At 59.9% G+C, this 11,991-nt stretch carries 12 protein-coding genes and 1 pseudogene; 9 read left to right on the forward strand and 4 right to left on the reverse strand.

Features of this window, described 5'->3' with window-relative positions; translation table 11 throughout:
* Positions 1 to 694: ribonuclease PH (rph, locus tag AAAB35_RS21765; RefSeq protein ID WP_340670361.1), on the reverse strand; the 694-nt coding region annotated here is incomplete at its 3' end.
* 127 nt (positions 695 to 821) lie between these two features.
* Here rph and hrcA point away from each other — a divergent pair.
* The 3 genes from hrcA (at position 822) to AAAB35_RS21780 (ending at position 3,455) form a co-directional block, all read left to right on the forward strand.
* Entirely contained in the window at positions 822 to 1,892 is a 1,071-nt protein-coding gene (gene hrcA, locus AAAB35_RS21770; RefSeq protein WP_340670362.1) for a heat-inducible transcriptional repressor HrcA, read from the forward strand.
* A gap of 66 nt (positions 1,893 to 1,958) precedes the next feature.
* Positions 1,959 to 2,663 (forward strand): nucleotide exchange factor GrpE, encoded by a 705-nt coding sequence (grpE, locus tag AAAB35_RS21775; protein WP_340670363.1) that lies wholly within the window; start codon positions 1,959 to 1,961, stop codon positions 2,661 to 2,663.
* A 111-nt stretch (positions 2,664 to 2,774) separates the two neighbouring features.
* A complete protein-coding gene (locus AAAB35_RS21780; RefSeq protein ID WP_340670364.1) occupies positions 2,775 to 3,455 on the forward strand; it encodes a trimeric intracellular cation channel family protein in 681 nt (226 codons plus the stop codon).
* Here AAAB35_RS21780 and AAAB35_RS21785 read toward each other — a convergent pair.
* Positions 3,415 to 4,407, reverse strand: a complete 993-nt coding sequence (locus tag AAAB35_RS21785) for an adenosine kinase (protein ID WP_340670366.1) — start codon at positions 4,405 to 4,407, stop codon at positions 3,415 to 3,417. The two genes, AAAB35_RS21780 and AAAB35_RS21785, sit on opposite strands and share 41 nt — an antisense overlap.
* Positions 4,408 to 4,560: 153 nt before the next feature.
* Here AAAB35_RS21785 and AAAB35_RS21790 point away from each other — a divergent pair, with 153 nt between their 5' ends.
* Positions 4,561 to 5,277 carry a sulfate transporter family protein gene (locus tag AAAB35_RS21790; RefSeq protein ID WP_340670367.1) on the forward strand — a complete coding sequence of 239 codons (717 nt, stop codon included), beginning with the start codon at positions 4,561 to 4,563 and terminating at the stop codon, positions 5,275 to 5,277.
* On the opposite strand, the gene nth is transcribed toward AAAB35_RS21790, so the two are convergent.
* The gene (nth, locus tag AAAB35_RS21795) at positions 5,270 to 6,028 is read right to left on the reverse strand and encodes an endonuclease III (protein WP_340670368.1); all 759 of its coding nucleotides are present in this window, start codon (positions 6,026 to 6,028) and stop codon (positions 5,270 to 5,272) included. The genes AAAB35_RS21790 and nth overlap by 8 nt on opposite strands.
* A gap of 22 nt (positions 6,029 to 6,050) precedes the next feature.
* Between nth and AAAB35_RS21800 the strand changes: the two genes are divergently transcribed.
* From AAAB35_RS21800 to cueR, 4 genes are all read left to right on the forward strand, one after another.
* On the forward strand, positions 6,051 to 6,557 hold the full coding sequence (locus AAAB35_RS21800; RefSeq protein ID WP_340670369.1) for a DUF2244 domain-containing protein: 507 nt from the start codon (positions 6,051 to 6,053) through the stop codon (positions 6,555 to 6,557).
* Positions 6,558 to 6,646: 89 nt separating this feature from the next.
* Complete coding sequence (locus AAAB35_RS21805; protein ID WP_340670370.1) at positions 6,647 to 7,546, forward strand: bifunctional helix-turn-helix domain-containing protein/methylated-DNA--[protein]-cysteine S-methyltransferase; 900 nt, start codon at positions 6,647 to 6,649, stop codon at positions 7,544 to 7,546.
* A gap of 147 nt (positions 7,547 to 7,693) precedes the next feature.
* A complete protein-coding gene (locus AAAB35_RS21810; protein WP_340670371.1) occupies positions 7,694 to 10,195 on the forward strand; it encodes a heavy metal translocating P-type ATPase in 2,502 nt (833 codons plus the stop codon).
* A 7-nt stretch (positions 10,196 to 10,202) separates the two neighbouring features.
* Positions 10,203 to 10,592, forward strand: a complete 390-nt coding sequence (gene cueR / locus AAAB35_RS21815) for a Cu(I)-responsive transcriptional regulator (protein WP_340670372.1) — start codon at positions 10,203 to 10,205, stop codon at positions 10,590 to 10,592.
* A 7-nt stretch (positions 10,593 to 10,599) separates the two neighbouring features.
* Here the strand turns inward: cueR and AAAB35_RS21820 are convergent, their stop codons facing one another.
* On the reverse strand, positions 10,600 to 10,893 hold the full coding sequence (locus AAAB35_RS21820) for a Dabb family protein (protein WP_340670373.1): 294 nt from the start codon (positions 10,891 to 10,893) through the stop codon (positions 10,600 to 10,602).
* Between the two features lie 155 nt (positions 10,894 to 11,048).
* Between AAAB35_RS21820 and AAAB35_RS21825 the strand changes: the two are divergent.
* Positions 11,049 to 11,991, forward strand: a pseudogene (locus AAAB35_RS21825) (sensor histidine kinase KdpD); the annotation flags it as partial.

Raw genomic sequence — 11,991 nt, forward strand, 5'->3', positions numbered from 1 at the left:
GGGAAACCAGCCGCGTAATGCCGTTGCGAGCAAGATTCATCAAGGCGAGAAGCTCTTCTTCGGAGAAAGGTTCGCCTTCCGCTGTTCCCTGCACCTCGACGATACCACCCTTGCCGGTCATGACAAAGTTCGCGTCGGTCTGTGCCGTCGAATCCTCCTGATAGTCGAGATCAATGACCGGGGTGCCATCGGAAATGCCGCACGAAATCGCGGCCACATGGTCTTTCAGGACTTTTTCTACCTTGATCATCTGGCGTGCTTCCATCCACCGCAAGCATTCGTGCAACGCGATCCAACCGCCGGTGATTGCCGCCGTCCGGGTGCCGCCATCGGCCTGGATGACGTCGCAGTCCACAGTGATCTGCACCTCGCCGAGCGCCTGGAGGTCAACAACAGCGCGGAGCGAACGGGCAATCAGTCGCTGGATTTCGAGCGTGCGGCCGCCCTGCTTGCCCGAGGATGCCTCGCGGCGCATCCGATCGCCGGTCGAGCGCGGCAGCATGCCGTATTCCGCCGTCACCCAGCCTTTGCCGGTATTGCGCATCCATCCAGGAACCTTCTCCTCGAGGCTGGCGGTGCAAAGCACGTGAGTGTCACCGAACTTGACCAGGCACGAGCCCTCGGCATGTTTGGAAACGCCGCGCTCGAAGGATATGGCGCGCATTTCGTCGGGTGCTCGTTTGGAAGGACGCATTTGAAAGACCTCTTTGAAAATCCGTGGTCCGGCCTTTTAGCCGTGATGGCAGGTTGAAGCAAAGGCTTTGATGATTGCCGGGACAATGCTTATATCAAGGTGGTGACAAGCAGAAGTACGAGGCACAATGAAAAGGGCTGTGGTTCCGGAGACATATCAGTCGCTTGACCAGCGGTCGCGCGACATTTTCCGGCGCATCGTCGAGAGCTATCTCGGTGACGGCGAGCCGGTTGGCTCGCGCAACCTTTCGCGCATTCTGCCGGTCTCGCTGTCGCCAGCGACAATCCGCAACGTGATGAGTGACCTCGAACATCTCGGTCTCGTCTATGCACCGCATATTTCTGCCGGGCGGCTGCCGACGCAGCTGGGCCTGCGCTTCTTCGTCGACGCTTTCATGGAAGTGGGTGACCTTTCCGCGGCCGAGCGCAATTCGATAGAGGCGCAGGTTCGTGCAGCGAGCGAGGACCAGTCGAGCGAAACGGTGCTGACCCAGGCGAGCCAGATCCTGTCCGGCATGTCACGTGGCGCCGGTCTCGTTTTGGCGACAAAAGCGGAAGGCGCGCTGAAACACATTGAATTTGTTCGCCTCGAGCCGACAAAGGCGCTCGCGGTTCTGGTGACGCAGAGCGGCGACATCGAAAACCGCGTTATCGATCTGCCGGTGGGCGTGACACCCTCCCAGCTCATCGAAGCTTCGAACTTCCTCAACGCCCATATCCAGGGCCGTACGATCAGCGAGGCGCGCCAGGATATCGCGAAACTCAAGGACGAGACCCAACAGGCGCTCGATGCGTTGTCGCAGCACCTGGTCGAACAAGGGCTCGCGGTCTGGGGCGGCGCCGGAAGCGGGCAACCGCCTCGCCTCATCGTACGCGGGCGAGGCAACCTCCTCGACTCTATCAACGCTGAAGCCGACCTCGACCGCCTGCGCCATCTTTTCGATGATCTCGAAACCAAGGAAGGAACGCTGCAGCTTCTTGATCTTGCCGAGGCCGGCCCGGGTGTCCGCATTTTCATCGGCTCGGAGAACAAGCTCTTCTCGCTTTCGGGGTCATCGCTTGTGATCGCGCCCTATCGGGATTCGGAGCAGCGGATCATCGGCGCACTCGGCGTCATTGGCCCTACCCGACTCAACTACGCCCGCATCGTGCCGATGGTCGACTATACTGCCCAGCTCGTATCCCGTCTTTTGCGATAAGACTTGATTTTCAAGACCCAAACGTCGATATCCAGCGCAACTTCGAAAAATGAACGGACAGGATAGATGGCTGAAGACAAGAAACTTCACGACACCCCCGATCTCGACCAGCGCGACCTGAAGAATCCGCGCGATCGCGATGCGCTGAAGCGTGCTGCCGATGATTTTCTTAAATCGCGCAAGGCCGAGGAATACGCCCTCGCCCAGGAAGAGCAGGAGCAGGCAGGAAACGCCGAACTCGACGCGCTACGCGCCGAAAACGGCGATCTGAAGGACCAGTTGCTGCGCCTCGCTGCCGATATGGAAAATCTGCGCAAGCGCACCGCGCGCGACGTCCATGATGCGCGCAGCTATTCGGTTGCAAATTTCGCCCGCGACATGCTCGCTGTCTCCGACAATCTGAAGCGTGCGATCGAAGCGATTCCCGCCGATGCGCTGGCAAGCGATGCCGCTGGCTTGAAGGGCCTCGTTGAAGGCGTCGAAATGACCGAACGATCGATGCTGACCGCGATGGAGCGTCACGGCGTCAAGAAAATCGAGCCGCAGGGCCAGAAGTTCGATCCAAACTTCCACCAGGCAATGTACGAGATTCCGAATGCGGAAGTGCCGCACAACACGGTGCTCCAGGTGGCCCAGGCCGGCTTCGTCATTGGCGACCGCGTATTGCGTCCGGCGCTGGTCGGCGTATCGAAGGGCGGTCCGAAGCAAGCAGCAGGCGAGAGCCAGCCCGAACCCGGCCCAATCAATCCGCAGGCTGAAAAGGACGCCTGACCCGGCCGCTCAACGCTTTTGAAGAGCCGCATTCTTCAACCAGAATGCGGCTCTTTTCATTTTGCGATCATGCTCTATCGTGGTGGAAATAACGGTGAGGGGGAACTGCCGATGACCACGATTCAGCTGTTCAACTATGCCGGAATATTCCTTTTCGCCGCGACTGGCGCATTGGCGGCGTCGCGGCGTCAGCTCGACATCATGGCCTTCATTTTCCTCGCGGCAGTTACGGGCATAGGCGGCGGCACATTACGCGACTTCATTCTCGGCGTGCCGGTCTTCTGGGTGAAAGACCCGACGACTCTGCTCGTTTGCGCTGCGGCGGCGATCCTCGTCTACTTCACGGCCAATCTACTGGAGTCCCGTTACCGCCTCTTGCTGTGGCTCGATGCGGTGGGGCTTGCCGCCTATAGCGTGATGGGTGCAGCGAAAAGCCTGGCGCTTGGCTTCGATTCAACCATCGCGGTTGTCACTGGGATCATGACGGCGACGTTCGGCGGTATTCTTCGCGATATTATTTCAGGAGAGCCTTCCGTCGTGATGCGCCGCGAAATCTACGTCACGGCGGCGCTCGCCGGCTCGCTTGTATACATAGGTCTGCACAAGCTTGCTGTCGGCACGGAAATTGCCGGCCTCGTCGCGGCACTCGCCGCCTTCACTGTTCGCGGCGGAGCGCTTTATTTCGGCTGGTATCTGCCGACCTACCACAGGCCCGGCCGCAGCGCGGACGAGCTAGAGCGCGAAGGATTGATCAGAGCAGCCCCGCCTGCTCCGCCGCGGACTTCAGATTGACCTGCGGACGCGGCCCGATCTGCTGGATGACCAGCCCTGCCGTCAACGAACCAAGGCGGGCGCAATCCGTGAGCGAACGGCCCGTCGTGTAACCGAACAGGAAACCCGCGGCGTAGAGGTCGCCTGCGCCGGTCGTATCCACAAGTTCGGCGATTTCGATGGCAGGAACCGCAACGGTTTCTTCGCCAGACACGACGACGGAGCCCTTTTCAGAACGTGTGACAGCCGCGAGCTTGCAATCTTTACGGATAAGCTCAAGGCCTTTCTCGAAGTTGTCCGTCTGGTAGAGCGATTTCAGTTCGGCCTCGTTGGCAAAAACGATATCGACCGTGCCCGAGCGCATCAGATCGAGAAATTCCTCGCGGTACCGGTCGACGCAAAAAGGGTCGGATAGGGTCATCGACACTTCCCGCTTGTACTCATGGGCAATCTTGGCCGAAAGGCGGATCGCCTCCTTGGCGCGCGGCGGATCCCATAGATAGCCCTCGAAATAGGTTACCTTGGCTTCGGAGACCTTGGAACTTTCCACATCTTCGGGTCCAAGCTCGACGCAGGCGCCGAGGTAAGTATTCATCGAACGCTCGCCGTCGGGCGTTACGAAGATCATCGAACGGGCCGTCGGAGGCGGCGAAGCAAGCACGCGCGTGTCAAAGGCCACGCCTTGCGAGCGAATATCATGGGTGAAGACGTGGCCGAGTTGATCGTCCGCCACCTTGCCGAAATAAGCGGACCGTCCGCCAAGGCTTGCAACGCCTGCGGCCGTATTGCCGGCGCTGCCGCCAGATGCCTCGATCGCCGGCCCCATGCGCCCGTAGAGAAACTCGGCGCGATCGGCATCGATCAGGTTCATTGCATTTTTGATGATGCCGTTCTTGATGATGAAATCATCATCTGTGCGGGCAATGATATCGACAATGGCGTTGCCTATGCAAAGCACGTCATAACTGGACATGTAGACTCCGGGATAGATCGCATACCTGTTGGCGTTGTTTTGCCTGCTCTAACCCGTTGGAAGACAATTGACCACCCCCCAGTTCGGTGAGCACCTTGTCCGAACGGTCAGCCGCGCCTATGTCGGGTGCCAACACCATGGAGCAAAAGCCAGATGATCGTCGAAAGCGCCCGGGCCGCCGCCAGTCACATCTTCCGTCCGGAATTTCGCGCCGTCCTGTGGAAATCGCTGGGATTGACGCTGCTCTTGCTGGCCGGTGCATGGTTCGGCCTACGCGAGATCTTCGAGTGGCTGGCTTTGCCCTTCTTCGAAGGCATGATGCCGGATTTGCCATCGTGGACAGGCTGGATCGGCTTCATTGCCGGTATATTCGCCAGCATTGGGCTTGCGCTGGGCTTGGCGCTGCTCATTGCCCCTGTTACCGCCATTGTTGCCGGGCTGTTTCTGGATGATGTTGCGGAGGTCGTGGAAAAAGAAGATTACCCGCTCGATTCGCCCGGCAAGCCGCTTCCCGCAATGCGGTCGACGATCCTGTCGGCCAAGTTCTTCGGCGTCGTCATCCTCGGCAATATCGCGGCATTGCTGATGCTGCTTATTCCGGGCGTCAACCTGATCGCCTTTTTCGTCGTCAACGGCTATTTGCTCGGCCGCGAGTTCTTCGAATTCGCCGCCATGCGGTTCCGCCCGGAGGCCGAAGCGAAAGCCCTGCGGGTGCAAAACGCCGGGACGGTGTTTCTAGCAGGGTTGGTCATCGCCGCATTCATGGCTGTCCCGCTTCTCAACCTCCTGACGCCGCTCTTTGCTGCGGCGATGATGGTGCATCTGCACAAAGCGGTGGCCCTTTCGAAGCGACCGGCCCACGTCAGATAGTCTGCGGGGGGAGCGGCACCAACGGCGCCGGAATCTCGGACGTTTTTTCCGCGGCCTTGCAGATGTCGGCGATCACGCAAGCCGGGCATTCGGGCTTGCGCGCCTTGCAGACGTAGCGGCCGTGCAGGATCAGCCAGTGATGCGCATGGTAGAGGTATTCTGATGGGATTACCCTCATCAGCTTCGCCTCCACTTCATCCGGGGTTTTCCCCGGTGCGAGGCCGAGGCGGTTGCCGATGCGAAAGATATGCGTATCCACCGCCATCGTTGAATGACCGAACGCCATGTTGAGGACGACATTCGCCGTCTTGCGGCCTACACCCGGAAGCTTGACGAGTTCGTCGCGCTCGTTCGGAACGACGCTGCAATACTGGTCGATCAGCGACTGCGACAGCGCAATGACGTTCTTCGCCTTGTTGCGCCAGAGCCCGATCGTGCGGATATACTCGCCCAGTCTGTCGACACCGAGAGCCACCATCTTCTCGGGCGTATCGGCAACCTTGAACAGAGCCCGAGTAGCCTTGTTAACCCCCGCATCGGTGGCTTGCGCTGAAAGTGCGACCGCTACGAGCAGGGTGAACGGATTGACATGTTCGAGTTCCCCCTTGGGTTCGGGGCGCTGGACTGAAAACCGGCGGAATATCTCGTGGATTTCCGCCGCCGTGTAGCGTGTCCCCGGAACGCGGCGCTGCGCCTTGGCCGGCTTGGCGCTCACATCGATCTGATTGATTTTCGGCTTGGGATTTTCCATCAGCCCTCTATACTTGAGCGCCATGAGCCAAACAACAAACCCGATGGACCCGGCGGCGATCAACGAAGAAGAAATCTTCCGTGCGCTTCTTGTGCCACATCGGTCGCTCGGGCGTGCCGGATTCCTTATTCTGATGGGAACGCTTGGTGTGAGCAGCTTCCTTACTGGCCTTTTCTTCCTGTCGATTGGAGCGTGGCCGGTTTTCGGATTTTTTGGCCTCGACGTCTTAATCGTCTATCTGGCATTTCGGATGAACTACACCGCCGGAAAGGCCCACGAGGAGGTCAGCGTCTCACGCATCGCCCTGCACATTCGCCAGGTCGCACCTTCAGGAAAGACCAAGTTGCATGAGTTCAACCCGTTCTGGACACGGTTCAGCATTGCCCGCCATGCGGAAATCGGCATCACGTCCATGAGGGTCGAGGGACATGGCAAGGCAGTGACAATCGGTTCCTTTCTCAATCCCGACGACCGCGAGAGCTTCGCTTCAGCCTTTCAAACGGCGCTAGCGACCGCGAAGGGACGTTAGGGCTTCCAAAGCCAACCGGCCGTCAAGAATCGGGTGGCGGCGATGCCAGGTGCATGGTCATATATCCTCAACACAAGAGGTTAAAGCTCATGAAACCACATGCCATACTCCAGAAGGATATCACTCCGACCGGCGACGACTATGCCATCGTCAGCCACATTATCGAACGCATCAGCAAGGACTATCGCGACCAACCGTCGCTCGAGACCCTGGCGCGCGACACGGGCCTTTCGCCTACAGCCTTGCAGAAGCTATTCACCCGCTGGGCCGGGCTTTCGCCGAAGGGTTTCCTGCAAGCGGTTACCATCGATCATGCACGCCGGTTGCTGGATGAAGGCATGCCGCTGCTCGAAACCGCCTACGAAACCGGGCTTTCGGGGCCGGGCCGGCTGCATGATCTTTTCGTTACCCATGAGGGAATGTCGCCGGGCGATTACAAAAGCCGCGGTGCTGGATTGACGATTCGTTACGGCTTTCTCATTTCGCCGTTCGGACTCGCACTTGTCATGGTGACAGACCGCGGTCTTGCCGGGCTCGCCTTCGCCGATGCCGGCAAGGAACGCGAGGCGCTCGCCGACATGTCCTCGCGCTGGCCCAACGCCACTTACGTCGAGGATTTGGCTGCGACCGCCCCCTATGCTGCGCGAATTTTCAATCCGGCGGAATGGCGCGCGGACCGTCCATTGAAGGTGGTGACGATCGGCACCGACTTTCAGTTGCGGGTATGGGAAGCACTGCTCAAGATCCCTATGGGCAAGTGCGTCGCCTATTCCGACATCGCCGCAGAGATCGGCTCGCCCAATGCGTCCCGCGCCGTCGGCGCGGCGGTTGGCGCCAATCCGGTTTCCTTCGTGGTCCCCTGCCACCGCGCCGTTGGAAAATCCGGCGCCTTGACCGGCTATCATTGGGGCCTGACCCGCAAGCGCGCCATCCTTGGCTGGGAAGCTGGGCAACTCGCGCAAGATACGCCGGCTAGCCAAGCAGGCTGAGAACCCTCTTCTCCCAAGAGCGCGAATGAGCCCGGCCACGTGCCGGGCTTATTCGTTCAAAGTTATTGCGACTTGACCCCTTGACCTTCCAGTCACTGGAAAGATTAGCTTTCGTTCATTACTTCTACGATAACGAAAGCAAGGATCATGAAGCACGAGCGCGCGAATCACCAGCACCACGGCCACAATTGCTGCGGCGGGCACCAATCCGCAACGGCTGAAGTCGTTCGCGATCCTGTTTGCGGCATGACCGTGGACCCGGACGCAGGCAAGCCAGCGGCCGAACATGGCGGGCGCGTTTTCCATTTCTGCTCGGCCGGCTGCCAGGCAAAATTCGTCAAGAATCCGGAAGCCTATATCGAGGCAACGGATCCGGTGTGCGGCATGAAAGTCGACCGGGCAAGCGCGAAGCATTTCCTGCGGCACGAAGGCGAAAAGCACTATTTTTGTTCAGCGAGCTGCTTGACCAAATTCGAGCGGGCACCGCAGGATTACCTCGGCGATCGGCCCGAGCCGGAGTCCATGCCGGCAGGAACGCAATATACCTGCCCGATGCATCCGGAGATCGTCAGGGATGGTCCTGGTTCTTGCCCGATATGCGGCATGGCTCTGGAGCCTATGGGTATCCCGACCGGTGACGAGGGGCCCAACCCCGAGCTTGTCGATTTCACGCGCCGCTTCTGGATCAGTGCCTTCTGCTCGCTGCCGCTGCTCGTCATCACCATGGGGCCAATGCTGGGTCTGCCTATCCGTTCATGGCTCGGAGAAAGCCTTGCAGTCTGGGTTGAATTTGCGCTCGCGACGCCTGTCGTGCTCTGGGCTGCAATCCCTTTCTTCGAGCGCGCCTGGTCATCGTTTGTCAATCGCAGCCCCAACATGTGGACGCTCATCGCCATCGGCGTTGGCGCGGCCTATGCATTCAGTGTCGTCGCGACGATATTCCCGGATATTTTCCCGCATTCCTTCCGCGGCCATGGCGGCATGGTCCCGGTCTATTTCGAGGCGGCGGCGGTCATCGTCGCGCTTGTCTTTCTCGGTCAGGTCCTGGAGCTCAAGGCGCGAGAACGCACCGGCTCGGCCATCCGTTCTCTCCTCAATCTCGCGCCGAACACGGCCCGCAGGGTCGCCGCGGACGGAACCGAGACAGACGTGCCGCTCGATGAGGTCACCGTCGGTGACAGGCTGCGCGTGCGTCCGGGCGAAAGCGTTCCCGTTGATGGCATCGTCATCGAGGGGCGCTCCTCGATCGACGAATCGATGATTACCGGTGAGCCCTTGCCGGTCGAGAAGGTCGAGCACGATCAGGTCACGGGAGGAACGCTCAACCGGAACGGCACCCTGCTCATCAAGGCTGAGAAGGTCGGCGCGGACACCGTGCTGTCGCAGATTGTCGGGATGGTTGCCTCAGCGCAGCGCTCGCGCGCGCCAATCCAGGGACTTGCCGACCGCGTGGCTAGCTATTTCGTACCAACGGTCGTCCTTGTTGCAGTCTTGGCATTCGTCATATGGGCACTGATAGGACCGGAACCCAGCATGATCCACGGCCTCGTTGCGGCGGTCTCGGTCCTCATCATAGCCTGTCCCTGCGCTCTCGGGCTCGCGACGCCCATGTCGATCATGACGGCAACGGGGCGCGGGGCGCACGCAGGCGTTCTCATCAAGGATGCCGAGGCACTCGAACGTTTCGCAAGTGTCGATACGCTGATCGTCGACAAGACAGGAACACTGACCGAAGGGCGACCGCGTCTCACCGACCTTATCGTGGAGCCGGGCTTCATGGATGACGAGCTCCTCGCGCTCGCTGCGGCGATCGAGAAAGGCTCCGAACATCCGCTTGCCGAAGCCATCGTCGACGGCGCTAGGCAGCGCGGTCTTGCCTTGGCTGAAACAACGGATTTCGAGGCTGTCACCGGCAAGGGTGTTTCCGGCAAGGTCGTCCGGCGGGATGTCGCTCTTGGCAATGCGGCCATGATGCAGAATGTGGGCGCCGATGCTTCCGCCCTTGTGGAAAAGGCTGACAAGCTGCGTGCCGAGGGCAAAAGCGCCCTCTTCGTCGCTGTTGACGGGAGGTTGGCAGGCATCGTTGCGGTCGCCGACCCCATCAAACCAACGAGCGCCGAAGCAATTCGCCAATTGCATGCGGCGGGACTGAAAATCATCATGGCCACAGGCGACAACGCCGTTACGGCCCACGCCGTCGCCTTGCAGCTCGGCATCGACGAGGTGCGCGCTGACATGCTGCCCGAGAACAAGAAGCAATTGATCGACGAATCGCGCCGCGCGGGCGCCAAGGTTGCCATGGCCGGTGACGGCATCAACGATGCACCGGCCCTTGCGGCGGCAGACGTTGGCATCGCCATGGGTACAGGGGCCGACGTTGCCATGGAAAGCGCCGGGATAACGCTGGTCAAGGGCGACCTCAACGGCATCGTTCGGGCGCGTCATCTGGCCGAAGCAACGCTTCGCAATATTAAGCAGAACCTCTTCTTCGCCTTCATTTATAACGTGCTCGGCGTGCCGGTCGCCGCAGGCGTGCTCTACCCGGTCTTCGGCCTTTTGCTTTCGCCAATGCTGGCAGCCGCCGCAATGAGCCTTTCGTCGGTTTCTGTCATCGCCAACGCACTTCGCCTACGCACCGTCAAACTTTGAGGTTGTCATGAATATCGGTACCGCGTCCGACAAGTCCGGCCTTCCGCCAAAGACGATCCGCTACTATGAGGATATCGGATTGCTCAAGCCCGAGCGGGCGGAGAATGGCTATCGCGATTACTCCATGTCCGACGTGCACAAGCTGCGCTTCCTGCAACGCTCGCGCGGCCTCGGATTCTCCGTCGAGGAATGCCGTCAGCTTCTCGCCCTTTACGTGGACAAGGAACGCGCCAGCGCTGATGTGAAGTCGATTGCGCAATCGAAGCTGCTCGAAATCGACCAGAAGATTTTAGAGCTGCGCGAGCTGCAGCACACGCTGCAACATCTGGTCGCCCATTGTCATGGCGACCAGAGGCCAGATTGTCCGATCCTCGAGACGATTTCAGGCGAGAAATAACGATCTGCTAAACAAGCGTGGAAACAACGTCGGCCGAGATGCGCAGTTCGCGCAGCGGGCGAACCACTGCGGTCGTTTCACTGTAGATCGGATGCGCCTTATAAGCTGCCAGGGCCTCGGCGTCCTCAAATTCCCCGTAGACCACCACGTCGATCTCACCGGAGATCGGATCCGTCTTGGTATTCTGCATCACTTCGAACACCTTCGAATGCGGAATTTCGCCAAGGCGCCTCAAGCCCTCGACGATTGCTCCGACGTCTTCCTTGTTCCGGGCACTGAAAAATACAATATGACGGATCACGGCTAGGCTTCCTGCAGAATTGGCTTGCGCCGGACTTTCCACACTCGGCCACTTGCGTCAATAGATTCGCTGACGCAGTTCCGCCGAACCGCGCCTTGGCTTTTGTTGCAAAGCTGGAGTAAACGTTCTGGCGCATACAACAAACTGAGGCATCCATGGCCGATTACGGTCAAAAGAACCGACCCGACCCCGACAAACTGCTGCAACTCGCGACGCGCGAATCGCGCGGTAAACTCACCGTCTTTCTGGGTGCGGCGCCGGGCGTCGGCAAGACGTATGCCATGCTGCAGCGGGCCGCCCGCCTCAAGGAGGAAGGCGAGGATATCGTGGTCGGCATTGCCGAAACCCATGGACGCGCCGAGACCGCCGAATTGCTTGAGGGATTGGAAGTCATTCCCCGCAAGAAGTTGAAATATCGCGAGCGGCTGCTCGAAGAGTTCGATATCGACACGGCGATCGCGCGCAAGCCAAAGGTTCTTATCGTCGACGAACTCGCTCATACCAATGTACCCGGCAGCCGCCATCCCAAGCGACACCAGGATGTCGAGGAGTTGCTCTGGCTCGGCATAGATGTCTGGACCGCAATGAATGTCCAACATCTTGAAAGCGTTTCCGATGTAGTGTCGAGCCTGACCGGTGTAACGGTGCGAGAGATCGTCCCTGATACGGTCCTCAAGCGGGCCGACGACGTTCTGCTCGTCGATCTTCCGCCGGCCGAGCTGATCGAACGCCTGAAAGACGGCAAGATCTATCTGCCCGGCAATGCAGAACGGGCGGCCGAAGGTTTTTTCAAACCCGCGAATCTCACCGCCCTGCGCGAACTCGCCCTGCGCCGCACCGCCGATCGGGTCGACGATCAGATGATCGATATTTTGCGGCAGAATGCCATCGAAGGCCCCTGGGCCACGGGCGAGCGCCTTTTGGTCTGTGTCGGCCCCGATAGTCTATCCGACAAGGTCGTTCGTACAGCGAGCCGTCTTGCCTCCGGGCTCAATGCACGCTGGCTTGTCGTCTCCTTGACGCAAACCAGCGAGGTGGGCGGAGAAACCAGCAAGCGGATCGACGCGTTGCTTGACCTTGCCGAACGCCTCGGCGCTG

This window comes from Phyllobacterium sp. (assembly GCF_037994425.1).
In the GTDB taxonomy this organism is placed as follows: Bacteria; Pseudomonadota; Alphaproteobacteria; order Rhizobiales; family Rhizobiaceae; genus Phyllobacterium.